The organism is Paenibacillus sp. M-152 (genome assembly GCF_003856555.1).
GTDB lineage: Bacteria > Bacillota > Bacilli > Paenibacillales > Paenibacillaceae > Paenibacillus > Paenibacillus polymyxa_C.
In genome coordinates this window covers 722739-746063 of the sequence record NZ_CP034141.1, presented here as the reverse complement: position 1 = coordinate 746063, position 23325 = coordinate 722739, and the positions used below count along the sequence as shown (strand labels likewise).

Below are 23325 nucleotides of genomic sequence, written 5' to 3'. Positions count from 1 at the left end.
TCTAGTTGTTCGTAAGCGAACCCTTAAGATACTGAAGAATTTATGCGGCCGAGTTCGTTTTCCACCACCATGGTCAACTCTTCCTCATACCCTCCTGTTATCCGGTATTTTCGCACATATTCCTTTACAAATTTTTTGGGATCCTTAGGCCGGAAAATTCGAGTCATTTCCCGCAGACTTTCCTTAACTTCATTATGACCTTTCGTTGCCATGTAACTCCCTCCCAAAACGTTGAAAATAAGTGCTCCGTTGAAGAGAATGCCGAAAAGTATTGATGTCCTTATGCAGTGAAGTAGTATGTCTTGTGCAGCTTAGGTCGGGAATGCCTTATGCAAGGCATGTACCTGACACTATTATTAACCGATTTTCTTTTGGCTGAATCACTACCCCATTATACCATATTCAGATACAGCTTTCAGCTTTCCAGTAAATTTACATTGATTTTACCTATCTTTTACGCTTCATATCATTTGGAGTTCTCAATTAGCTGCTGCATAGAGGTATACCTTATTTATCGGCTTTTGGAGCGTATGTGTTTGGGGTAAAATAAATAAACATAACAAGGGGGGAAAAGGATGAGCCGTTATGCTCCACTGTTCACTGCACCTGTTGCCCGTCTGTCTGCGCTGAACCTCGGAACTTGTGAAGAGGAAGACATCGATGCCTCCCTACTTGATCAGGCAGACCACGAAATCCGAGCCAAATTTCCGAAAATGCATAGCTTTCTGCTGCTTCGCCACGGCAAGCTGATCTGGGAACGCTATTACAACGGTCATGAAGCAAGCTCCCTGAACGATTTGCGTTCCGCAACCAAAAGCTTCACTTCCACGCTCGTCGGCATTGCTATGGCACGTGGGGATATGCCCGGACCAGAGACCGCTGTGCATAAGTTGTTGCCTGAGTATTTACCCAAGCGGAAGGAAACACTGCTAGAACGGATTACAATTCGTCATCTGTTGACTATGACGTCAGGCTTGTATTGGCAGACGGGCAAAAAGCTCGGTGAAGCCTTTATCCACCGTTTTCATCGCAGCAAAAGCTGGCCGTCCTTTGCCCTACGCTTACCTGTACAGGAGGATCAAATCGGCGTATTCCAATATCGCAGTGTGGATTCACATCTGTTGTCCGTTCTGCTCACCCGTTGCTGTGGGATTGACGCCTATACGTATGCTCTCCAGCATTTATTCGAACCGTTAGAGTTCGGGAGAAGTGGTTGGGCACAAGATCCAGAGGGCTACACCATGGGCCACATCGGACTGTATCTGACATCGCGAGACATGGCTAAATTCGGCGATTGCTGCCTTCATCAAGGCATCTGGAATGGCAGAGAATTGATTCCAGCCGATTGGCTGCATGAGGCGACGCAGCGACAGATTGAAGGCTATCCGGAATTCGGAGATTACGGATTCCAATGGTGGACTGGACGACTCCACGGCATTGATTATGCCTGTGCACACGGACATGGAGGACAGCAAATTTATCTGATACCGGAAGCGAATGCAGTCGTGGTATTTACAGCAGACAGCAAGGTAAGCCGTTGGAAAAACCCACGAACACTGCTAGAACGTTTCGTTTTGCCAGCCGTATCCTCCCTCAACTTGGAACGTTCCTAAAATGAGCTACATGTGCTTATTGAATATAGGGGGCTAAACAATCATGGAAGTCTCAGCACCAAAAATTCTAATATTATACGCCAGCTACGGGGAAGGACATGTGCAGGCCGCCCGGGCAATCATGGATAGTCTGCGAAGACTCGGACACTGCGAGGTACAACTACTCGACCTGATGGCTGAATCACATCCATGGTTGAATGGGCTGACCAAATTTGTATATATGCAAAGCTTCAAAACCATTCCACAGCTTTACGGCTGGGTCTATAACATCACGCGCGGTATGCAAGCTAAATCGGCCTTTGGCCATGTGTTGCATTCATTCGGAATGCGTCAACTTGCTCTCACACTGAAAAAGGAGTTGCCGGATCTCGTAATCCATACGTTCCCGCAGCTCGCTCTCCCGGCGTTACGCCGCAAAATGGGAATGAATTTGCCTATTGTCAACGTGGTTACAGACTTTGACCTGCATGGGCGCTGGCTGCATCCCGATATTGATCGCTACTATGTAGCCACTGAGGATCTTCAGCAGGAAGCCGCACAGCGAGGAATACCTATCGAACGTATTGCCGCGACCGGGATTCCGATTCACGCTTCTTTTTATAACCTATCTGTCAACGAAGTCCCTGATCAGCAACAGGTAATCCCACCGTTACAAACTGAGACGACCACGTTGCTCATTATGGCAGGTGCATATGGTGTGTTATCCGGCATACTGGATATCTGTCGTCATTTAAGCCGACTTCCGCAGCTACGACTGCTGATCGTCTGCGGACGCAACCAGCAGCTAAAAGCAGAATTGGATGCGCTGTATGCGGACCACCCCGACATCTACACCTACGGATTTGTGGACTACGTCCCGGCACTTATGCGAGCAAGCAATCTGGTGATTACAAAGCCCGGTGGTATCACACTCTCGGAAAGCATCGCATCGGGTTTACCTATCCTGGTGTTCAAACCCGTACCCGGGCAGGAACTAAATAATGCTCTGTATCTGCAGCAAAAAGGAGCTGCCCGCATTGCTCGCACAACAGAGGAACTGATTCAACATTGTCTGGATCTGATCTCCACTCCCTCTCTTGCTAAGGAAATGAAGCAGGCGATTGAGTTACTTCGCAAACCTCATCCCGCAGACCAAATTGCCGAGGATATTTTACTGCAGCTTGTGGATAAAAGAACCTCTGTCCGGACAAATTAACGAAGAATAAGCCAGACGGAGGGGATACCAATGGAACACAAAGGAAAGGATTTACTCCCACTAACGGGTGAAAAGGTAGAAGTGGATGGTATTTATGTGGATGAGGATGGACATGAGCAACATTTGCACAGAGGCCAGCACTTTCCAGCTGATGTTATTTTGGGTACTTCCGAGTGGAAAATGACCGAATATGCCTTTGATAACCATCACGAAGGACGTACCGATGAACGACTTATCCCCAAAGAGGATGACAAGAATAAAATGGGTAAAATCACGCACCCACGCCGCCATTTAAAAACTGGTGACCGATAATTACGGAAGCATATCCACAATTACACCCAATATGTTGATAGTTTGTGGACAAACTGTGTGCAAAGTATGAATTATCGTAATATTATCTACAGATTGTGCACAAATTGTGTATAAATCATGTTACTTCTGTGGATAAACATTAATATGCGGTGGATAAAGTGTATACAACATGTGCAAAACATGTGCATAACCGTTTAAAAGGCTGAACGAATTCTTTTCGTTCAGCCTTTTTCGTATTTTTATACACATTCTCTAATTCATTTTTTTACCGAGATCGGGTATGTTCGAACAAGAACATCGCTCCCGGAACGATGAGTTGCCCAAACAAGACTCTATCCCATTAACGGAGACTATTCAAAAATTCGCAAATAGCGCATAGAGGAGTGTAAAATGGAAACGGGGACGAACAGAGTCAAAAGAAGGAATTACCGAAATGTAAAAAGAGTAGGGGTGATCCGAATGGCATCTATTAAAATCCTTTCACTTAATGTCGGCATGCCCAAGCAGATCCAGTTTAATCAGAAGGACGTTTCTACGGGGATATTCAAGTCGGCCACAGATGAATATTTGTATTTATCTTATCTAAACTTCGAAGGGGATGGGCAGGGCGATCTAGTTCATCACGGGGGTAAAGAGAAAGCTGTATGCGTCTATCCCTACGAGCACTATCCGTTCTGGGAAAATGAATTGCGGAGACCGCTCGATTACGGCGCGTTCGGGGAAAATTTAACGATAAAGGGTTTGCTAGAATCCGACGTTTGCATTGGAGACGTCTTTAAGCTTGGCAAAGCTATCGTTCAAGTTAGCCAGCCGAGACAGCCTTGCTACAAGTTGTCCATCAAGTACGGCGTACCGGACATGCCCTTGAAGGTACAGCAAACAGGCTACACGGGATTCTACTTCCGCGTTCTGGAAGAGGGAGTTGCCTCTAAAGCCGACGGACTATCCCTCCTCCATCGCCATCCGAAAGCAATTACAGTTTCATTTGCCAATCGAATTATGCATCAAGAGAAGGATCATATCGAGGGTATTAAACAAATTCTCGAAGTGGAAGAATTGTCCGTAAACTGGAGAAATACGTTTCTAAAACGTTTGGCGGGAACCGAAACGGATTCTCGGGAAAGACTATCAGGCAATTCGTAAGGTGGAAGTGGTTCAATGAGTTAGTATGTTTTGTGTAGAGTCAACTTTTTTACCGAGATCGGCATATCCTTCAATCCTATCCTCATAGCTTGTATAGTACGGAGACTTAGCTTGAATCTTTTATAAAGGAGGATATGCCTGACATGTCAGTCTATAAGTCTTCCACAGGATTGGATGAAAATATAGCAGCTGTCCTGTGCTATTTGTTCGCCTTTATTGGCGCGCTGGCCTTTGTCATGCTGGAAAAGAAAAGCCGATTCGTATTATTTCACGCACTGCAATCCATACTTCTTTTTGTAGCCCTCATGATCGGACATGTGCTGGTCGGATTCATTCCGCTACTCGGTCCTTTCCTCGCTTCCCTGCTAACGCTGGCAAGCCTTGCCTTGTGGATTATCTTGTTAATTCGTGCGGGACAAGGAAAGTGGCTCAAGCTTCCCTGGATAGGCGATCTGGCTCTTCATCAAGCTCGGCAGTTATGAAAACAGCAAAAAACCTTGATCCTAAGCAAGGAATCAAGGTTTTTTATGTTTGGGCAGTTCATTTTTTTACGCTAGCTTCTTCTGTCATATATGGATGTGTCCCAGCTTATCTGGATTAACCATTAAATAAAAATTCTGAATATGCTCCCCGTCCGGTGTCAGTATGAGGCATAAGGTTTCTCTCACTTCACCGTCTTTCAGAAATGCCAGCTGAACCTCACCATTAATGACGGTGTGGACCACATCTCTTTCTCGTAAAACGGTTAATACCCGACGAGAGGTCAACAGGGCGAGAACGCCTTTGCGTACAACCATCGGCCTCATCACTGTATGCACATTACCTCCACCATCTGACACGAATATAGGTTGTTCAGCCAGTAGTTCAGCATAGCAGTCACATCGTAGGCGAGAAAAGCGGTTGTAAAACGCTCCAGCAGTTTTACCCGGGAAGAGTTATTTATATTAGGACTGATTGGAGCTTCAGGAGCAGATTCTCCGGAAGATAAAATACGACGGGAACGACTGAACAACTGCCGACAGTTGCTCTCGGTCTTGCCCAGTAATTCTGCAATTTCTTTATAATCATATTGAAAAGCTTCTCTCAGCACAAAAACAGCTCGCTCTATCGGTTTTAGCTGCTCCAGCAGAACCAGAAATGCGTAAGAAATCATATCTTTACGTTCCAACCAATCGGCAGGGAGATCTGCACTCTCACCCAGCGGCTCCGGCAACCATTCTCCTACATATGTCTCTCTTTGCTTACGCGCAGAATTCAGTAGATTCAGACACCGATTCATCGTCATTTTGGCTACATAGGCTTTGGGATTCTGTATATCATTCAGGGGCTTATTCTCCAGCTCAACAAAACAGTCTTGAACGACATCCTCGGCATCCGTAACCGTTCCAAGCATGCGATAAGCAATGGCAAAAGAATATTTGCGATATTTTTGATACAGCTCCTCCAGACTTACATCCACCGATTCCCCCGATTCTTGTTCAATCCCTTGTTCTTTGCCAGTCAAAACGTAGCCCCCTGTTCATTAAAGACTGCCTGGATACATCCCGGTCGCGATGGCAATCCGGTTCCAGCTGTTGATCACATTAATGGCAGTGATCAAATCTAAGTACTCTTCCTCTGTAAAATGTTCTCTGACTCGATTATACAAGTCTGTGGGTACCCCTTGCTCTGAAATATGAGTGACCGCTTCAGCTAATTCAAGCATAGCACGTTCTTTTTCTGTGAACAAAGGAATCTCCCGCCATAAAGCAAGCTGCAAAATGTGGTCAGCATAATCCCCTAGTTTTAGCAAATCCTTTGCATGCATATCAAGACAATAGGAACAGCCATTGATTTGGGATACTCTAATTTTCAGCAGTTCGTACAATACTTTGTCTGTAAAACGACCGGAAATATATTTTTCCATCTCCATCATTGCCTTGAATGTACTAGGACTCACTGCTCTGTGGTTAAATCTTAAACTCACGATACATCGCCTCCATTATTGGTTTACATACAGAAGACAAATGAACATGTGATTTTGTGACAAAGTGCAATACATCAATTTGGAATTGCCCTCAATTGACATAGCATGTATTATAGATAAATGATTTTATGCAAAGAAGGTGTGCACTCACATGAGTGGAAAAGGTTTTATTAAAGAATTTAAAGAATTCGCTGTACGGGGTAACGTGATTGACCTCGCAGTCGGTGTTATCATTGGTGGAGCGTTTGGCAAGATTGTTACTTCTGTGGTAAACGATATTATTATGCCTCCGATTGGTAAACTTCTAGGCGGTATGAATTTTCCAGACTTATATGTAGCTTTACAAGCTGCCGACCCTCTAAATGCTGACGGTACACGCAAGACTTTGGCACAAGCCAAGGAAGCAGGGATTGCGGTCCTTGCCTATGGTCAGTTTATTAATGTCCTGCTAGATTTCCTCATCGTGGCCTTCTGTGTGTTCATGCTGGTCAAAGGGATTAACATGCTGAAGCGCAAAGAGGAAGAAAAACCTCCTCAGGAAAAAACAATCAAGGAATGTCCACATTGCCTGTCCGAAATCCCTATAGCTGCTACCCGCTGTGCACATTGCACTTCCAAGCTAGAGGGATTCGTTGAAGCACGCTGACTCGAACTACATTCCTATGAATACAACAAACGGCTTAAGACGGTGCATCGTCTTAAGCCGTTTTTAGCATGGCTCTAAAAATCATTAATTGAAGTTGGTGATAATACCCCGAGGTCTGACTGGCAAACCTTCTGCGTACAGATGGGAGACATCACCGAAGCCAATGCAACGGGGAACTGCCCATTCCTTGGAGCGTTCATCAAACAAGATGGTGGTTACGGAGCTAGGCGGCATCCAAAAACCGGACCAGACCAAAGCCAACGGTAGTTCCAACAGATGTGCAAGCCAGGTTAGCCCGAAGCCGCCATGACAAAATACGGCTACCCTGTCTTCCGTGTGCTTCAGAATTCGGTACCTGCCCTCCACCCGCTCAAAGCCTTGCCGCTTCAAAAATTCATCAGAATGAACTTTCAGTCGCTCGAAGGTTTCAGGACTTTGCGTCCCCTGATAATAGGAAATGTCCTTCCAAGAATCATGAGTCGGCAGAGGCGACCCGGAACGAATCACTTCACCAGGCAAATCCCAATGGGAAAGACGACCGTATGGAGTATCCTCCAGCTTTAGAGCCAGCTCCTGCGTCCAGTCCTCCACTTCATAAGTCATACCGAGAGAGTCGGCGGTGTACCGCATCGTATCCAAGGCCCGTCCCAAAGGAGAGACGTAAATACGGTCCAGTCCGTGACTGGACAGCCGTTTGGCCAATGCCTTGGCTTCCAAATGACCCTCTGGCGTGATGGTGTTGTTAGGATAATCGGGGTCTGCATGTCGGATAATATACAATCTCATTATTTGTTCTCCGTTCCTATGAATGGCGACAGGATCGCTTTATCTCATTCCAACAGTGAGTTTTCCTAATTTTTAATGCTTATTCAGCAAGGTTTCCAAAATCGCGCGCAAATCCCTGTCTTCCTGATAAACTTCCTCACCCGTATCCAGCTCAATTACCCGGATATATGTATAGTTCGCTCTGGCATCGACGGGTTTAAAAATCAATTCCTCGGGATTGTCTGGACGCACATCATAGCCCATATTCTTGAACATATCTGTTATTTGATCAATCCCCGGCTTGCCTCCGCTTTCCAGCATAATCAGCCCACGCAGTTCCTTGGGCTCCTCTGGATGCATGACTCGGAAATGTACAATACATTCCATGTAAAATCGCTCCTTTCAATCATAAAGCTATGTTATGGCGCAAATCCCCATGTTCCCAGCATACCCCAAAAGCTACTCCGCATTCCACATCGTCCATCATATCGTCAGAACGGAAAACACGTTATACTGTAAAGTAGACTTTGATTTTCTGCATATGATAGGAGGAATCACGATGACTAGCGAGCTTCTGGATATCTACGACGATGAAGACACCCCCCTCGGCACAGCCTCCCGACAGGAAGCACATGCCAAGGGCTACTGGCATCATACCTTTCACTGCTGGCTGGCACGAGACACCTCGACAGGCCGCCGCTTGCTATTCCAACAGCGTCAGGATACAAAGGACACCTTTCCCGGATGCTACGATATTACAGCCGCCGGGCATTTGACTTCAGGCGAAGATATGTCCCAGGCGGCTCGCGAGCTGGAGGAAGAACTAGGCATTTATGTTCCCTTTACCTCCTTAACACCACTGATGACCGTTCGGTATGAAAGTAAAGGTACCGCACAGGGCACCTCTTTTTGGGATCGGGAGGTCAGCTCGGTGTTTGGACTGCTGTCCAACCAGCCCCTGGAAGCCTATTGTCTCCAGCAGGAAGAAGTAGCCGGACTGTACGAAGCAGACCTTGACCAAGCACTAGCCCTGTTTGAAGGCCATATTCCATTTATCGAAGCCCAAGGTATTACGTCGGGGCCGAACCCGGAAAAAACTCGCCGCCTGATTACACCGGATCAATTCGTGCCTCATCAAGCGGGCTATATTACATCTGTATGCCGGGCCCTGATGGAACTTCCCTCCCAGTAATCCTTATACTATTCTCCGGCTGACATATATTTGCCGATAATGCTTTCATACCGCCAGCCATATCGGGTCGACAGCTCGCTGCCCATATCATGCTCCAGCTCATACAGAATAAGATCCTGGGCAAAATGATCAAGCAGCAAACCTGTCATCACCGGATGCTCGGTAATAAGCGCCTGTGTCGGGCAATTCTCTCCCCGCATACCCAGCATGCACCAACGCCGATCAATAACAAAGGAAAACTTACGCCCTGACGTTTCCTGTCCGTCTGTACCAGACGCACGCGGTAGCCACGGTCCCAACATACTTTCTCCGTTGTCGCAGGACCATAGCAGACGCACACCCCGACTCTCGGCTTTTTTCAACGCTTCCCGCAACAGTTCGGCTTCCTCGCGCCACAAATCCAGCACAATCTCATGCTCTGCCCGTTCCAGCTCGCGTGTCAGACTTTCCAGCACCTTCCGGTCACCTTCCACGTTGTAGAAGGTCGGCTTGGCTGGTTCTGTTCGTGGCATCTCCTTCTCCACCGCCAGCAGGGACTCCCGCATCTGCCCTTCGATCATCCGGGTCAGCTCACCCGGCGGCAGCATGCTGTAGCGTACAGGCTCTCCCGCACTCGCTCTGAGATATCCCTGCCCGGCCAAACGCTGCAAAGCTGCGTACACGTTGGAGCGCGATGCCCCCAAACGCTTAGCAACTTCATAGCCGGAAGCCGCATTTTGTCTCGAAAGCTCGACCATCACCTTGGCTTCCATCTCCGTAAAACCCAGATTCCGCAGATGTTGCAGCAAACGCTCCATATGTTCTGTTCCCCCTATGCTGCCCGGCGTTATGTCTGTGTCCTGCGGCAGCCTGTTCGGCTGCGTCAAATCTGTTCAGCTCCACAGCGCGGGCACCATTTGGAGCCTTTGGGTAATTCCGCTGTGCAGATTTGGCATTTTACATTTTCGCGTATTTGCGTTGACGGTGTTGCCGGCTTCTCTGCCCCCGAATTGTTGGCCTTCCAATATCGAATGCGCTCGTCCAGCTCCTCCTGACGCTCCCGTTCACGTTCCAGTTCTTCAAGACGATGGTGTTCTTTCTCCAGTTCTTCCTGACGACGGCGCTCCCACTCTTCATCGAATGCCGCTTTTTCTTCCGGAGTAAAATCAGACACCGTGTAATTGCGGTCTGATTCCGTTGGATCGTGCGTTTCATACCGCTCATCCTGTTCATGCCGATCGATTACTTCATCTTCTGCATACTCCATGTAGGCAGGCACAGCATCCTTCGCTGCCTCAGGCTTGCGCAGATCAAAAGAATAGGCGTCTGTTGGTACCTCTTCCCGCACGGCCGCTACTTGCTTGGAGGCAGCCTGCCCTCCATTTAACTTGCGTCCGCATTTGGGACAAAAGTTCGCATCCAGCGGCACAACTGCACCACAGGTACATAAATGGGCGTTTTTCAATTCTGCAATTCTACTGCGCAGCTCATCAATTTCATCCTGAAGCTCATCACAAGCAGTAGACAACTGTGTCATCTCGGTTTCAGCCACTGACATATCGGATGCCCGGTAGCCTTCGTAAAAGATTTGACCCATTCGTAAGAAATGAACATCCATTTCCTGCTGAATCGTTGTAATTTGCGAATTAATCTTACTAATCTCGACAGCATGCTGCGCCTTTTCTGTTGCGCGATTAGCGCCTTCCTTTATACGTTGAATCAGCTTCATCGTCATTTCCTCCCCATATCCAGCCGGATTTCACTGTACCGTCCGTATATCCCAAAGTTTTTTTCTGTTGGCAAGCCTCGAACTCCTGTATAATGGAATGCGGTCATATCGCCTGTTTGAGGCTATAGGCATTGGCGTCAGCCTATTAACATTCTGACGTTCCAGCTCTAGATCCGCATGAATTCAGCACCATTTTAGTCCATAGTCTTGTTCTTATCATCAACTCAAGCTGACTAGAACTCTATCATACCAAAAACTACCCCCATTTGTGAAAATGGAAGATTTTAAGAACGAAAGGGGTTTCAGGATCATGAACCCAAATCCTGCATTTTACCCCCGACCCATCGGGGTTCCTTATTCAACGACGATCCCTCAGGCACGTCGAGCTTCTATGGATACCAGTATAACGCTGGTGCCCGACACCGACCAAGACGCGACTTTTTTCCGTGCTATAGAGAACGCGGGCATTCATCTGAACCGCCCGCAAATTCAGGCTGTACGCCACGGTAAAGGCCCGCTTCTGACGCTGGCAGGGGCTGGCTGCGGCAAAACCACGGTGCTGGCGGCCCGTGCAGGCTACCTTATGGCGATGCGGGATGTTCCTGCATCGTCCATCCTGCTGGTGACCTTCACCAGCAAGGCCGCTGCCGAAATGAAGCTGCGCATCGCGGGACTACCCGGTGTGCGACCTGCCGCTGCACGCGCAGTCCAGGCGCGTACCTTCCACTCATTCGCTTTGGCGATGCTGCGACATCGCGGTGTGCAAGATGAAGTGTTCGGTGAAACACAGGCCCAGCATACCGTTATGAAAATGATGCTGCGCCAGCTTGGACTGAGTGAGGCTTTCCAGCCGGAAAGCCTGCTGTCCGCCCTCTCCGCCTGGAAAGCGGAAGGCCGTAGCGCAGATGAGCTGCCGGAAACCATACGCGAGGAAGCAGATGCCAAACGTGCCATGCTCGCCTATGAAGCGTGGAAACAGGAACGGAGCAAAATGGATTTTGACGATATTCTGCTGCGTGCCTCCGTTCTCCTGCGTGATCCGGATGTGCTTCTGCCGCTTCAACGACGTTTTTCCTATATCATGGTCGATGAATTTCAGGATACGAATGCCCTGCAATACGAAATGGTGCAACGATTGGCTGCGAGGCATCGCAATCTGATGGTCGTCGGAGATGATGACCAGACGATCTATACCTTTAATGGAGCCCGCCAGGAATCCATTCTGGAGTTTGATAAGGTCTATAAAGATGCAAAGGTCATTACTCTTGATATTAATTATCGCAGTGATGCACGCATTTTGGGGCTGGGCTCCAACATCGTCGCCAAAAATGTTCATCGACGCTCCAAACGTCTTGCGGCTGCCGGGCGTGAGGGCTTGCCGCCACAGTTTGCCACCCCATCTGGGCCTGAGGAAGAGGCGGGACATATTGTTACTCATCTGCTCGGGCAGGTAGAAGAAGGTCGTCTTCGCTATCGGGATATCGCTATTTTACATCGGACAGCCAGCGGAAGCCGATCTATTTTTGAGCAATTAATTATGCGGGATGTCCCATTTATTCAGTACGGAGCAGGAGCCGTATTTTACGATCAGTCTCTGATTCGTCCCTTAATGGATCACTTGCGCTTGTCGCTGAATCCCCGTCGAATGGAATCCATTCCAAGTACCCTTGGACCGCTGTATGTCTCCCGTGAGGCTGGGATGGAATGGATTATGCGCGAAGAGAAACAGCAGGCTAAAAAATACCCGCTAATCCACCTCAGCCGCTGGGATCGACTACGTGATTTTCAGCGTGAACAGGTGAAAGAACGCATTCGGTTGATTCGCAGTCTCACTACCATGAAGCCTGCCTATGCCATTCAAGAAATGCGGCGCGTCTTTTATGACAAGTATTTGGAAAGCGGAGATACGGGCGCGTGGACACATTATAAGGAAACGATGCAAGAAAGTCTGGAGGAGCTTGAAACGGCAGCCAAGCGCTTTGACACGGTAGAGGCATTCGTCAACTTTGCGGACGAGCTTTCAGAGCGCCACCGCCAGATGGAATCTCTGCGCAGAGAGGAAGACAGCGATGCTGTTCGGCTCATGACGATCCACCGTGCCAAGGGACTGGAGTTCCCTTGCGTATATTGGATCGGAGCAAGTGAAGGCATCCTTCCGCATAGCTCGGCTCTACACAGCGAGCTGCCAGAGGACCGTCGGGCAGGCGCCGCCCCCGCAACGGCTGTGGATAACGATGCTGCGCTGGAGGAAGAGCGCCGCCTCGCTTACGTGGCCGTCACCCGGGCGAAGGAGCTGCTGTACATCACCTCCCCCGCCTCCAATCACGGCAAGCCTGCCGCCGTGTCTCGCTTCTTGCTGGAAGCATATGGGGTCACTCCCCCCGAGACTTCCAAGCCGGACACGCGTCGCAGCAGCTTTGGCCAACCGAAGGGTACTTCGGGTTATGGCAGCCGGGCCGGGGGTGGTTCGCCAGCGTCTGGCACGGCAACCCGCGTGAGCAGCAGACCGGGGTCAACCCCAGCCGCCACTACAGCACGGACGGCCTCGGCGGCGGCTAGGTCACAGACAGAGCCACGCGTCGATGTGCCTGTGTGGAAATGCACGGACGCCGCCTGCAAAGCGTGGATGCGGCGCGACACAGTAGGTGGACGCCGCACAACTACGGCTAGTGCAGGCACGCCACCGATGTGTCCGCTTTGCTCCTCCCCGATGACGGAGGGAACGCGCAACATCCCGGCCAGATAAGTGCGAGGCGTATATAGCCGCTATGGAGCTGTACTCCCACTGCATTCGTCATTTCCAGTCCGGCTTGTGCAGACCTGTAATGAATCCAAAAAAGCACTAATCTACATTTTCCCGGCACCCTGCAAAAATAAGTTTTAGACAGACTAAATCAAATAAAAAACGGTAGACTAGGATGTGAGAATAAAATCCTAATCTGCCGTTTTTTATATATCATTTTATCTAAGTTAACCCTCATTTATTCTAGATAAATTTCGTTGAAAATTGAATCCTAAAAGGAGAGAACATATAATGAAACTTTCAGGAAATACAATACTAATTACGGGTGGAAGTACTGGAATAGGATTAGCTTTTGCAGAACGATTTTTAAAAGCTGGAAATAAAGTCATTGTTTCTGGACGACGTGAACATGTACTTCAAAAAGCGAAAGAGAAATTGCCTAGCCTTATTACTCATGTTAGTGATTTGAATATTGAATCCGAGCGTATAGCATTATCGGATTGGGTAACAACCAACTATCCAGAAGTAAATGTGTTAGTTAACAACGCCGGTATCCAACAACGCTTTAACGTTCTAAAAACGGATGCAAAAAACAATTGGGATTATTTCAGTAAAGAAATCACAACTAACATTGAAGCACCTTTCCATCTATCCATGCTGCTGGCTCCATATTTTGCAACAAAAGAAGAGGCGACTATCATTAATGTCACTTCTGGGTTAGCTTTTACGCCGTTTGTGATTGCTCCGATTTATTCAGCAACGAAAGCGGCACTTCATTCATTTACAATTAGCCTAAGACACCAACTTTCTGATACGTCTGTAGAGGTAATTGAAGTTGTCCCTCCGGCAGTGAATACAGATTTAGGTGGAGCAGGATTGCACACGCAAGGAGAACCATTAGATGACTTCGCAGATGGAATTTTCAAAGGATTAGAAGAAGGTAAAATAGAAATCGGATATGGTACTTCTGTGGCTCGCCTACGCATGTCACGAAATGAAGTCGACGAACACGTAGAAAATATGTATAAGGCAACGAAAAACTCAATAGAATAACTTGCTTAATGAGCCATCCTTTTGCGGGATGGCCCTTTCCTTTATTTCGCTTTTTATTGATTTACCTTGTAGAATTTGCTGGCACGTTATCATAATTCCCAAATCTCATTTCTCACGATTCGTCTTTATCGAAATAATCATCTGGCAAATGTAGTTCTCGCAAACAACCGATAAATTTTTCTTTGAAATTCGGATTTTTTTTATATTCCGGCCATACCGCCTTATAGTAAGGCAGCAACTTCTCATGTGGAATAATGCCCCAGTATAAAATCATGTTTTTCAGAACCTGCGGGTCGCCCCCTATCAACATCTGTTCAATGATCTGCCAGCTTCCCTGCTTGTTTTCGCAACTACGCGCGGCATAGATGGCAGTGGTCTGCATTTTCGGGTCGGCGTGACACAAGAAAGGCGCAAAATTTCGGAGCGTAATCTCACCGTAATCCTCTAAAATATATCCTGCATAACGCAACGTTTCCGGGTCATGAATCCTGTCAAGACTTTGCAAAATCACTGGAATAAATTCCGTTAAATTTGCTGTTTTACTGGAAGCGTGCAGAATCGTTAAAGCTTGCAGAAAATCCCTATGTTCGTCCAATTGCAACAATTCCAGAAGATATTTTCTCCCCGTGTCAAAAGAAGTTTTGCAGATTAGCCAAACAGCTGTGGTCCGATTTTTTGGGCTTTGCTCCGCAATGTTTTTCAAAAAACCAAGGGTTGGCTGGGCAACTTCCTTAAACTTGAACATTCCATCAAGCGCCTTTGCTTGGATTTCTTCGTTTGGAGCGCTCTGATACATCTGGATCAGTGCATTCTCATCACCCGGCATTCGACTGCCAAACCACCCGATATCATAATCCAAAATAATTTCATCCAGCCAGCGCTCGTACCAGTCCAGAAAGCTGTCTTCATAGACAAAGAAAAAGGGATGATCGGGATGAAAATCGGAGGTGTACACAATTCTCCCCCTGTATTTCCCTTCAAGTACGAGATACATGTCGTATTCGCAGCCTTGGGTACCTATGCACAACATGCCGCCCAGCACCTTATTACGGGCGTCATCGTATTCCTCATCAGGGATGTCCTCATCCTTGGTCAAGGGCTCAATCAGATGGTTCCATTCCTCTTTGGCCATCCCGGGATGCAAAACGGATTTTGCCAGGAGTGCCTGACGCTCGGTGTAGGAAGTTGCCTTTTCAATCGGATAAATTCCATAATAGGGTCCGGCGCCTCCGTTGCCGATGTTTGTTAAAAACAGCGCGTAAGGCTCGGGTAGGGTGACTTGATTGTGGGCTTGCCAGTCCGCCAGCTCTTTTGCTGTAAGCTTCTCTTTAACCCTGTACTGATGTGAGGATGCTCCAAACACCGAGAAATCCTTGTCTTTGCGCATAGCCTGATTCAGTTTGTCTTTTATTCGATCCAGTTGCGTTTCTTTCTTCCCAAACCACATATCTGCACCCTCCAGTTGACTTAGCCAGTTTCCTTTATTTGCTTATCCAGCAATTTCATTCTTTATGGGTCTTACCTCTTTACATTGATATGTATCTTTTTAAGTAGGTTTTTATAATACGGTGGATACTGTTTAATTGAAGTATGAAAAGTGATCGCGCATAAAATGAGTTAACGTATCCTCCAAATTGTGATGCTGTTTCATATATTGGAATAAGATGGACGAAGTGAGCACGATTTTAGAGTTCTCGATACTAATAATCCATGACGGTGGCTCCTCAGGATTATAACTAAATTCAGTTACGATGCCGTATGCTATACCTAGTTTATCCATTCTCTTGTGTAAAATTTGATATATCTCATCAGTCAGTTGATGAATATTAATATCATTCTGTTCCAAAACCTTCTCCCTCCTCCTTCGTCAATCAATAGATAGTTTAAAATCAACAATCGTCTGTTCAGCCGTAACCTCATAGCCTAAACCCTTGTAAAGTTGTACAGCAACTTGGTTCTCCTCCATTACTCCCAGATAGACATCTGATGATAGCGTTCTGCCCAGTTTTGTAAGTTGGCTCGTCAAGTGCTTTGCTAGCCCTTTCCCTCTGTGAGCAGGGCTTGTATATATGTTTCCGAGCTCCACGAGCTTAGAATCATAAAAGTGAAAGCCACCTACGGCAATAAAATGACCACATTCCTTGATCCCAAGGAAAGGATATTGTTCGAGTTCGCTCCTCGTAAAAAATTTCATGCCCCCATTTCGTAATAAATCCACTATTTCTGGAACTTCGTTTTCCTTAACTAACTCAGCCAAGTTAGAATCAAGCAGTTTCGATTGATCCATATGTTTCATCGTTAAGAAACGTTGTGGGTTACCCGTTATGAGCCCATGAGACTGAAAAAGTTGTAGGTCACGATCACACAGGATTGTACCACAAACGGTATTTTTCTTAAGTTGAATGAGTTCCTCAGTAAAAGCAATAAGAGCTGAAAAGTTAAGTTTCTCTCGGTTTATGCAGTGGAAAGAAAATGCAGGGAATGAAAGCCCGCAAAAGTATGCTAAGACCCCTGTCAGCTTGTCATCTACATATTGACCAACAAATTTAGCCTGCTCCTTACGTTGGCTTAAATAGCTATAGAATAACAAGTGTTGGTCTCTATGAATCTGGTTCGTTAATTGATAAATAGTTTCGTCGCTAAGCAGTCGATGAGAAATCATGTATTAGTCCCTTTCATTCCCATGTGGGTAATATTCTTATTGGCATAATACCACAAATGGAAACGATCCTTCCCGCTTATCCCATGTAGCCTCTTGAGTTATACATTTCAAAAAATATAAAAATTGTTTGCTATCGAAGTATAAAAATCCATAATTTAAGGATGATTTTCTCCGAAATTCATTGTATGGTTCCTGCCTCGCCTCTAATTTATGATGAAATTAAAGAGAGGTGAGGTCCTAAAAAATTAATGACAAATATTGAAAACGCATACAAAAGAAGAAAGAATGCTTAAAAATGCAAGCTGGTCCTTAATCACCTGTCATCGATTACTTCAAAGTGTACTTAATATGTACACACTAATGAAAGCGTTTTCTGTAATATGCGTTGCAGGTCAATCGAGGCGGTAACATCTACTAATTCAAGGAGTGAATAATATGCCAGATCCATGGAAAAGAAGGTCTTTCGGTATTCTCAGCTTTGTTCTCTTATCCTTTTTGTTGGTATCTCTCAGTTTAATTCCAAGCTTAGCAAAAGCAGAATCAGCTCCCTTGGTCACCGGTGTTGAAGACCGAACGGTGATGAATGCAAGTCAAGATTTATCCACTAACGGCAATTCCTCTCCTATAGTCGTCAGCTCCAAAGATGCAATTCTTCAAGGTTACGGTGTAGAAAAACGGGATACACCCTATACCGGCGATACGCTTTATAAAGGCGATGGCTATGTATCCTTCTTTTATGACTATGACCCTAATTCCGGCAAGTCTGACGGGACGGCTACGTTTAAAGTGAACGTGCCTACAGCAGGTCTTTATAGGCTGAGCCTCGGCTACTACATTCCGGTGGACACCGGCTCCAAGGATACCAGCATCAAGGTCAATGGCACCATGGCTGAAAACATAACGCTGGCTGCTCCTCCGAAAGGTGCGGCGGTGAACGAGAAAATGGTAACTAAGATCATGCTGAATGCTGGCACAAACGAGCTGACTTTTTCAAGAGGCTGGGGATATTACGGGATCGAGTATGTGAAGGTTGAATTCGCCAATCTGCCAGCTGCAATAAGCAAAATGGAAGCCGAAGACGGAGCCATTACTGGTGAGGTCAGCATCGAAGCTGCTGATACGGGTTATTCCGGTACCGGTTATGCAGCCTTTAAAGGCACAGGGTCGTTAACCTTTGCCTATAACGCAGCCTCAAGCGGGCTTTACAATCTTGCAATCGGTTACAGTAATCCCAATGGAGACAAAAAGACCCAATTGGTGGTCAATGGCCAGACCAGCGAAACATCACTCCCGACAACAGCAAGCTACACAGAGGTATCTGGCGGTAAACTGATGCTGAGTGCGGGAAACAATACCATACAGTTCAATGTCGATTCGGACCAATATCATATCGACTACGTCAAGCTGTCAGCAGTGTCCCCCCCGAAACTGCATCAGATTGAGAAAAAGCCAGTAAACCCGAATGCGACTGCGGAAACCAAGGCACTTATGGGTTATCTCGTCGATAGTTACGGCAGCAACATTCTTTCCGGTCAGCACACTCTTGAGGATGCCCAGTGGATTAAAGACCAAACTGGAAAGTATCCTGCCATATTATCAACGGACATGATGGATTATTCTCCCTCTCGCATCAAACATGGCGCCACCTCAACTGAAGTGGAAAAGGCGATTCAATGGGCCAAAGAAGGTGGAATTGTCACATTCGCATGGCACTGGAATGCTCCTAAGGGACTGCATGATATTCCCGGCAAAGAATGGTGGCGCGGGTTTTACACGGACGCTACTACATTCGACGTTCAATATGCGCTTACTCATCCCGAGTCGGAAGAGTATCAGCTTATCCTACGGGATATCGATGCTATTGCTGCTCAGTTGAAACGCCTCCAAGACGCTCACGTTCCGGTGCTGTGGAGACCGCTGCACGAGGCGGAAGGCAAATGGTTCTGGTGGGGCGCCCAAGGGCCAGGCTCCGCCAAGCAACTGTACCATATCATGTACGACCGCCTAACAAACTACCATCACCTGAACAACCTGATCTGGGTATGGAACTCCGAGAGCCCCGAGTGGTATCCGGGAGACGATGTCGTCGATATTGTAAGTGTGGATATCTACAACCAGGCGGCTAATTATAGCCCAAGTATCGGCAAGTATGACAGCTTGGTGAATCTCGTGCAAGGCAAGAAGCTGGTTGGTCTGTCCGAAAACGGCCCGATTGGCGATCCTGAATTACTTCAAACATATTCAGCGCATTGGCTCTTTTTCACCACATGGACAGGCGACTTCATTCGCAACGGACAATATAACTCCCTGGATCATCTCATAAAAGTGTTCAACAGCGATTACGTGATCACGAGGGATGAGCTTCCTCAAGACCTTTTTACTTCCATCAAGAATGAAGCGGAGTAAGGCGCTCTTAACGTGCCCATAACTGTACCGTCCCTCCAGCACCATGAAGCAGCGTAGAAGCCTGTCTCTAAAGAACAGCGGCCACCTCAGAAAGTAACCGGGGTGGCCGCTTTTGATTTATAACCTGAATGAATGCAGTCTATCGCAAACCAATGAAAAAGGACCGTCTCCTCTCCAATTGGAAAGTGGAAACGGCCCCGTTCTTTTATGCGAAACGAGTTAGTTAGTGGACCACAGCTTAATTCGGTCTTGGATATGTTTGGTAAAGGATTGTTCCATTTCTTGTACTCCGGCTTTCTCCAGTTCTGCCATATAGACATCCCAAACCTTGTCGAAGTTTTCCGGTTTAGTCATGACAGCTTCCGGAATCCGTTTCCATGTAATATCCTTCATCTTGGCTCCGAGAATAACAGCCGGATCGTCATTGGGAAGAGGCATCGTATACGCTGCTCCATATGCTCTCGGTTGGAATTCATCTTCCTTCGGGAATAGATCCTTCCAGTGCTCAATCTTATAGGCCTTTAGCACTTCCTTCTCCGACTTGTTATAAGTCGCTGTCAGCAGTTCAGGATAACTACGAGTAAAATAGTTGCCAGTCGAGTCCTTAATGCCATCACCATAATGGACCATCAAGTTCCAATATAGACCGATTCCGGACTCTTTTTGGAAAGCCGCATTGTCATTGTTCATCCGTTCAAGTACAGCCGGAATAATCGTCCGTTTGCCGTCTTTAACCGTGTAATGCTTGCCTTCAATCCCCCAATTATTCAGGACTTGACCCTCTTCCGATGCCAGAAAGTCGAGGAACTGGATGGCACGTACCGGGTCCTTACACTTGCTAGAGATCGAGATTCCATATCCCCCATCAAAGCCAGGAAGCCAGAAGTTGGTGTCCTTATATTCCTTGCTCATGGTGACTGGATAATGACCGTAAGTCTGATCGAATTTGCCCTCCGCCTTCAGCGCATTTTGTCCGTCGCCATAGTCCCATTCCGGATCGGCCAGACCCAGTACGCGGCCAGAGGCCACTTTTGCCTTAAACTGGTCTGTCTTCTGTACGAAGCTTTCTGGGTCCAGTAATCCAATGGCATTCATGTGATTCAACCAGCGGAAATATTCTTTTTCTTCCGGCCGGCGGAAATGATAAGTCGCTTGGTGTGTTTTTTGATCGATGAAGTATTCGCCGTCGTCTGGTCCCCCGGTCGTTTGAAATCCTGAATTCGTGACCTGGTACATATGCCAATCGTCGGCATTTAGGGATAATCCGATATTTTTGTTGCCATTTTCGTCCGTCGGATGCTTGGTGATATAGTCCTTAATGACTTTTTCAAAATCCTGTACCGTACGAATGTCCGGGTATCCCGCTTCCTTGACGACACGGTGTTGGAGTTTAAATCCTACGTCGGGTTTGATTTTTTCCTCTTCGACAGCAGACCAGGTCGGAATAACATAGATGGATTGATCATCCAAACTGTACTTCGTCCGAACAAGCTTGTCTCCCAGCATTTTTTTGATATTCGGTGCATGCTTGTCGATCAAATCCGTCAGATCAATAATTGCACCAGCATCGACAAGTTTGCCGACATCCGCCTTAGCAGCGATTAAATCAGGATAGTTTCCTGTGGCTGCAATCAATGAAATCTTTTGGACCGGGTCTCCGACAGCGAATTCAGCATCTAGGGTTACTCCGGTTTTTTCAGCGATGACCTTACCGACTTCATCCTTCATGTTATTCCAATTTGTACTGGAGTCTTCCGAAAAATAAGTAAGCGTGATGTCGCCTGTTGTTACGGCCTTGGTAGCCTCAGACGGATTATTACCACTACACCCTGCAAGGGTCGCCACTAAAGTTAGTGACATTACGAAAGGTACGATCATTCTATTTTTTCTTGACTTCATGGAGCTAAACCTCCCCTTATAATGAATGTTGCCTCGTTTTAGCTTTTTACCGCTCCAAGCGTCATACCTTTAACAAAATATTTTTGCAGAAAAGGATAGACGATTAGAATCGGTACGGTAACAATGATGGTGATTGCCATTTTGACGGATTCCGGCGAAACCTGTGCCATACGCTCCGCCATATTGGCAGCGTCCTGGGAATTGGTTGCGCTTGTTGTCGTACTTTGCAAAATTTTCATCAATTCATATTGCAGGGTCGTCAACGATTCGTTGGACCCATTAAACAGATAAGTATCGAACCAAGAGTTCCATTGTCCAACCGCCAAGAAGAGCGCTACGGTCGCTAATGCTGGTTTGCAAAGAGGAAGAATAACGCGCCAGTAGATCGTGAAATCGTTGGCACCATCCAGCTTAGCTGATTCCTGTAACGCATAAGGCAGACCATCAATGAAGGAACGAATAATGAAGACGTTAAACGCACTTACAAGGCCCGGTAAAATATAGACGGCAAATGTATCAATTAAATGCAATTCCTTCATCAGTATAAAACCTGGAATTAACCCTCCGGAAACATACATGGTAACAGCAAGAAAAATTGAGATGAACCTTCTGGCTTGAAAATCACTTCGGGCAAGCGTATAAGCGAGCATCGAGCCGCTGACCAAGCCCGCTACGGTGCCAATGACGGTCCGCAGAAAGGAGATTTTGAATCCAGTGATTAACCCCTCATAGGTGAAAATCAAATCGTAATTTTTCAAAGTAAATTGCCTTGGCCAGATGGTGATTCCCCCTCTAATGGTGTCCACCGAATCGTTAAAAGAGATAGCCAACACATTTAAGAACGGGTAGATCGTCAGAACGGTTACCACAATCATGAAAACATAAACAACTACCTCTAGGATTCGGTCTTGTGGTGATTTAGACTTAAGCTTGTTATTTAATCCGCTGACCGGCGTAGTGCTTTTGACAGCCTCCATGTCTATTCTCCTCCTTACATAATGCTCTCGTTGGTATAGCGCTTAAAGATTCCGTTAGCCGCAAACAATAGGACCAGGCTTATCACCGAATTGAAGATATTAATGGCCGTCCCGAAAGAGTAGCGTCCCATCGCCAGACCATAATTAAGCGCATACAAATCAAGTACTTCAGAGTAATCGATGACCAGGTGATTGCCCAACAGAAATTGCTTCTCGAATCCCGTACCGAGCAGATGGCCAATAGACATAATCAGGAGAATGATAATGGTCGGCCGGATCCCCGGCAGCGTAATATGCCACATTTGCTGGAATCGGCTAGCGCCGTCCACCCGTGCAGCCTCGTATAATTCAGGACCAATACCGGCGATGGCAGCCAGATAAATAATAGCGTTCCAACCGGTTTCCTTCCAGATGTCTCCGAAAGTTACAACCCACCAAAATAATTTACCTTGGGCCATAAACTGGACTGGCTGATCGATGATGCCTAGACCCATGAGCATATCGTTTACGACACCGCCATCCGCTGAAAGCATTTTGGTGACAATGCCTGCAGCAACCACCCATGAAACAAAGTGCGGCAGATAAGATACAGTCTGAACAAATCGTTTTACAACCTGAATACGGACCTCGTTGAGCAATAGAGCAAAGACAACCGGTACAATAAAACCAGCGACCAGTCCCATAAGACTCATAGCCAACGTGTTCCGCAGTACTTGGTAAAAATGATCATCTTGGAACAAAGTACGAAAATGCTCCAAGCCCACCCACTTCTGTTCAAAAAAACTCAAACCGGGTCTGTATTTCTGAAATGCCATTGTCCAGCCCCATAGCGGCAAATACTGAAAGATGAAGACCCAGATCACAAACGGAATGGACATATAATAAAGATACCTTTGGCTTTTAAATACCTTCCAAGCATTCCGCTTCGGTTTTTTGTATGCGTTTTCCGAATTCGCTGTTACCGCTTTCATTTTTTCATCCCCTCTCTTAAATCCATCATAAAACAGAGGAGAGTCAGAGCCCATACAACGGATTTCGGGAAAAA

22 protein-coding genes and 1 pseudogene are annotated in these 23325 nt (G+C 46.8%); 10 read left to right on the top strand and 13 right to left on the bottom strand.

Annotated elements, in window-relative coordinates; all coding sequences use genetic code 11:
* Nucleotides 1–23 precede the first annotated feature (23 nt).
* A complete protein-coding gene (locus EGM68_RS03400; protein WP_007428354.1) occupies nt 24–212 on the bottom strand; it encodes a hypothetical protein in 189 nt (62 codons plus the stop codon).
* Between the two features lie 363 nt (nt 213–575).
* On the opposite strand from EGM68_RS03400, the gene EGM68_RS03395 reads away from it, so the two are divergent.
* From EGM68_RS03395 to EGM68_RS03375, 5 genes are all read left to right on the top strand, one after another.
* Nucleotides 576–1613, top strand: a complete 1038-nt coding sequence (locus EGM68_RS03395) for a serine hydrolase domain-containing protein (protein ID WP_058710949.1) — start codon at nt 576–578, stop codon at nt 1611–1613.
* Between the two features lie 43 nt (nt 1614–1656).
* Nucleotides 1657–2808: an MGDG synthase family glycosyltransferase gene (locus EGM68_RS03390; protein ID WP_129548657.1), complete on the top strand. Its 1152-nt coding sequence runs from the start codon at nt 1657–1659 to the stop codon at nt 2806–2808.
* Between the two features lie 30 nt (nt 2809–2838).
* The gene (locus tag EGM68_RS03385; RefSeq protein ID WP_013369236.1) at nt 2839–3120 is read left to right on the top strand and encodes a hypothetical protein; all 282 of its coding nucleotides are present in this window, start codon (nt 2839–2841) and stop codon (nt 3118–3120) included.
* 459 nt (nt 3121–3579) lie between these two features.
* Nucleotides 3580–4263 carry an MOSC domain-containing protein gene (locus EGM68_RS03380; protein WP_043886083.1) on the top strand — a complete coding sequence of 228 codons (684 nt, stop codon included), beginning with the start codon at nt 3580–3582 and terminating at the stop codon, nt 4261–4263.
* A 143-nt stretch (nt 4264–4406) separates the two neighbouring features.
* Nucleotides 4407–4745 (top strand): DUF4870 domain-containing protein, encoded by a 339-nt coding sequence (locus EGM68_RS03375; RefSeq protein ID WP_040102217.1) that lies wholly within the window; start codon nt 4407–4409, stop codon nt 4743–4745.
* A gap of 58 nt (nt 4746–4803) precedes the next feature.
* On the opposite strand, the pseudogene EGM68_RS03370 reads toward EGM68_RS03375, so the two are convergent.
* Together EGM68_RS03370 and EGM68_RS03365 are read right to left on the bottom strand one after the other, a co-directional pair.
* Nucleotides 4804–5767: pseudogene (locus EGM68_RS03370) on the bottom strand (sigma-70 family RNA polymerase sigma factor).
* Nucleotides 5768–5785: 18 nt separating this feature from the next.
* Nucleotides 5786–6229, bottom strand: a complete 444-nt coding sequence (locus EGM68_RS03365; protein WP_129548656.1) for a carboxymuconolactone decarboxylase family protein — start codon at nt 6227–6229, stop codon at nt 5786–5788.
* A 151-nt stretch (nt 6230–6380) separates the two neighbouring features.
* Between EGM68_RS03365 and mscL the strand changes: the two genes are divergently transcribed.
* On the top strand, nt 6381–6875 hold the full coding sequence (gene mscL / locus EGM68_RS03360) for a large conductance mechanosensitive channel protein MscL (RefSeq protein ID WP_013369231.1): 495 nt from the start codon (nt 6381–6383) through the stop codon (nt 6873–6875).
* Nucleotides 6876–6959: 84 nt separating this feature from the next.
* Here the strand turns inward: mscL and EGM68_RS03355 are convergent, their stop codons facing one another.
* Together EGM68_RS03355 and EGM68_RS03350 are read right to left on the bottom strand one after the other, a co-directional pair.
* Nucleotides 6960–7661: a histidine phosphatase family protein gene (locus EGM68_RS03355; protein WP_013369230.1), complete on the bottom strand. Its 702-nt coding sequence runs from the start codon at nt 7659–7661 to the stop codon at nt 6960–6962.
* 72 nt (nt 7662–7733) lie between these two features.
* Nucleotides 7734–8027, bottom strand: a complete 294-nt coding sequence (locus tag EGM68_RS03350; RefSeq protein ID WP_013308601.1) for a hypothetical protein — start codon at nt 8025–8027, stop codon at nt 7734–7736.
* A 172-nt stretch (nt 8028–8199) separates the two neighbouring features.
* Between EGM68_RS03350 and EGM68_RS03345 the strand changes: the two genes are divergently transcribed.
* Nucleotides 8200–8832, top strand: a complete 633-nt coding sequence (locus EGM68_RS03345) for an NUDIX hydrolase (RefSeq protein ID WP_025677106.1) — start codon at nt 8200–8202, stop codon at nt 8830–8832.
* Between the two features lie 8 nt (nt 8833–8840).
* On the opposite strand, the gene EGM68_RS03340 is transcribed toward EGM68_RS03345, so the two are convergent.
* Together EGM68_RS03340 and EGM68_RS03335 are read right to left on the bottom strand one after the other, a co-directional pair.
* Nucleotides 8841–9629, bottom strand: a complete 789-nt coding sequence (locus EGM68_RS03340) for a TrmB family transcriptional regulator (RefSeq protein ID WP_040103795.1) — start codon at nt 9627–9629, stop codon at nt 8841–8843.
* A gap of 65 nt (nt 9630–9694) precedes the next feature.
* Nucleotides 9695–10540, bottom strand: coding sequence for a zinc ribbon domain-containing protein (locus EGM68_RS03335; protein WP_019686039.1), 846 nt, complete (start codon nt 10538–10540; stop codon nt 9695–9697).
* A 310-nt stretch (nt 10541–10850) separates the two neighbouring features.
* On the opposite strand from EGM68_RS03335, the gene EGM68_RS03330 reads away from it, so the two are divergent.
* Together EGM68_RS03330 and EGM68_RS03325 are read left to right on the top strand one after the other, a co-directional pair.
* Nucleotides 10851–13286, top strand: coding sequence for a UvrD-helicase domain-containing protein (locus EGM68_RS03330; RefSeq protein ID WP_129548655.1), 2436 nt, complete (start codon nt 10851–10853; stop codon nt 13284–13286).
* Between the two features lie 288 nt (nt 13287–13574).
* Entirely contained in the window at nt 13575–14336 is a 762-nt protein-coding gene (locus EGM68_RS03325) for an SDR family oxidoreductase (protein WP_064964304.1), read from the top strand.
* A gap of 112 nt (nt 14337–14448) precedes the next feature.
* On the opposite strand, the gene EGM68_RS03320 is transcribed toward EGM68_RS03325, so the two are convergent.
* The 3 genes from EGM68_RS03320 to EGM68_RS03310 all read right to left on the bottom strand — a co-directional run bounded on the left by EGM68_RS03320 (nt 14449) and on the right by EGM68_RS03310 (nt 16998).
* Complete coding sequence (locus tag EGM68_RS03320) at nt 14449–15783, bottom strand: SMI1/KNR4 family protein (protein WP_129548654.1); 1335 nt, start codon at nt 15781–15783, stop codon at nt 14449–14451.
* Nucleotides 15784–15915: 132 nt separating this feature from the next.
* Nucleotides 15916–16182 (bottom strand): hypothetical protein, encoded by a 267-nt coding sequence (locus EGM68_RS03315; protein WP_129548653.1) that lies wholly within the window; start codon nt 16180–16182, stop codon nt 15916–15918.
* Between the two features lie 21 nt (nt 16183–16203).
* Entirely contained in the window at nt 16204–16998 is a 795-nt protein-coding gene (locus EGM68_RS03310; RefSeq protein ID WP_129548652.1) for a GNAT family N-acetyltransferase, read from the bottom strand.
* 435 nt (nt 16999–17433) lie between these two features.
* Between EGM68_RS03310 and EGM68_RS03305 the strand changes: the two genes are divergently transcribed.
* A complete protein-coding gene (locus EGM68_RS03305) occupies nt 17434–19404 on the top strand; it encodes a glycosyl hydrolase (RefSeq protein ID WP_129548651.1) in 1971 nt (656 codons plus the stop codon).
* 219 nt (nt 19405–19623) lie between these two features.
* Here EGM68_RS03305 and EGM68_RS03300 read toward each other — a convergent pair whose 3' ends face one another.
* The 3 genes from EGM68_RS03300 to EGM68_RS03290 are packed head-to-tail and all read right to left on the bottom strand — an operon-like array spanning nt 19624 to nt 23251.
* Nucleotides 19624–21303, bottom strand: coding sequence for an ABC transporter substrate-binding protein (locus tag EGM68_RS03300; RefSeq protein ID WP_129548650.1), 1680 nt, complete (start codon nt 21301–21303; stop codon nt 19624–19626).
* Between the two features lie 38 nt (nt 21304–21341).
* Nucleotides 21342–22280 carry a carbohydrate ABC transporter permease gene (locus EGM68_RS03295; RefSeq protein WP_013369217.1) on the bottom strand — a complete coding sequence of 313 codons (939 nt, stop codon included), beginning with the start codon at nt 22278–22280 and terminating at the stop codon, nt 21342–21344.
* Nucleotides 22281–22294: 14 nt separating this feature from the next.
* Entirely contained in the window at nt 22295–23251 is a 957-nt protein-coding gene (locus tag EGM68_RS03290) for an ABC transporter permease (RefSeq protein WP_040102229.1), read from the bottom strand.
* Nucleotides 23252–23325 lie beyond the last annotated feature (74 nt).

Excerpts from the sequence above, each read along its gene's own strand:
- EGM68_RS03290 (WP_040102229.1), bottom strand. The coding sequence starts at position 23,251 with ATGAAAGCGGTAACAGCGAATTCGGAAAACGCATACAAAAAACCGAAG.
- EGM68_RS03340 (WP_040103795.1), bottom strand. The coding sequence starts at position 9,629 with ATGGAGCGTTTGCTGCAACATCTGCGGAATCTGGGTTTTACGGAGATG.
- EGM68_RS03325 (WP_064964304.1), top strand. The coding sequence starts at position 13,575 with ATGAAACTTTCAGGAAATACAATACTAATTACGGGTGGAAGTACTGGA.
- EGM68_RS03330 (WP_129548655.1), top strand. The coding sequence starts at position 10,851 with ATGAACCCAAATCCTGCATTTTACCCCCGACCCATCGGGGTTCCTTAT.
- EGM68_RS03310 (WP_129548652.1), bottom strand. The coding sequence starts at position 16,998 with ATGATTTCTCATCGACTGCTTAGCGACGAAACTATTTATCAATTAACG.
- EGM68_RS03385 (WP_013369236.1), top strand. The coding sequence starts at position 2,839 with ATGGAACACAAAGGAAAGGATTTACTCCCACTAACGGGTGAAAAGGTA.
- EGM68_RS03375 (WP_040102217.1), top strand. The coding sequence starts at position 4,407 with ATGTCAGTCTATAAGTCTTCCACAGGATTGGATGAAAATATAGCAGCT.
- EGM68_RS03295 (WP_013369217.1), bottom strand. The coding sequence starts at position 22,280 with ATGGAGGCTGTCAAAAGCACTACGCCGGTCAGCGGATTAAATAACAAG.
- EGM68_RS03300 (WP_129548650.1), bottom strand. The coding sequence starts at position 21,303 with ATGAAGTCAAGAAAAAATAGAATGATCGTACCTTTCGTAATGTCACTA.
- EGM68_RS03380 (WP_043886083.1), top strand. The coding sequence starts at position 3,580 with ATGGCATCTATTAAAATCCTTTCACTTAATGTCGGCATGCCCAAGCAG.
- EGM68_RS03345 (WP_025677106.1), top strand. The coding sequence starts at position 8,200 with ATGACTAGCGAGCTTCTGGATATCTACGACGATGAAGACACCCCCCTC.
- EGM68_RS03320 (WP_129548654.1), bottom strand. The coding sequence starts at position 15,783 with ATGTGGTTTGGGAAGAAAGAAACGCAACTGGATCGAATAAAAGACAAA.
- EGM68_RS03305 (WP_129548651.1), top strand. The coding sequence starts at position 17,434 with ATGCCAGATCCATGGAAAAGAAGGTCTTTCGGTATTCTCAGCTTTGTT.
- EGM68_RS03395 (WP_058710949.1), top strand. The coding sequence starts at position 576 with ATGAGCCGTTATGCTCCACTGTTCACTGCACCTGTTGCCCGTCTGTCT.
- EGM68_RS03350 (WP_013308601.1), bottom strand. The coding sequence starts at position 8,027 with ATGGAATGTATTGTACATTTCCGAGTCATGCATCCAGAGGAGCCCAAG.
- EGM68_RS03335 (WP_019686039.1), bottom strand. The coding sequence starts at position 10,540 with ATGAAGCTGATTCAACGTATAAAGGAAGGCGCTAATCGCGCAACAGAA.
- EGM68_RS03390 (WP_129548657.1), top strand. The coding sequence starts at position 1,657 with ATGGAAGTCTCAGCACCAAAAATTCTAATATTATACGCCAGCTACGGG.
- EGM68_RS03355 (WP_013369230.1), bottom strand. The coding sequence starts at position 7,661 with ATGAGATTGTATATTATCCGACATGCAGACCCCGATTATCCTAACAAC.
- EGM68_RS03400 (WP_007428354.1), bottom strand. The coding sequence starts at position 212 with ATGGCAACGAAAGGTCATAATGAAGTTAAGGAAAGTCTGCGGGAAATG.
- mscL (WP_013369231.1), top strand. The coding sequence starts at position 6,381 with ATGAGTGGAAAAGGTTTTATTAAAGAATTTAAAGAATTCGCTGTACGG.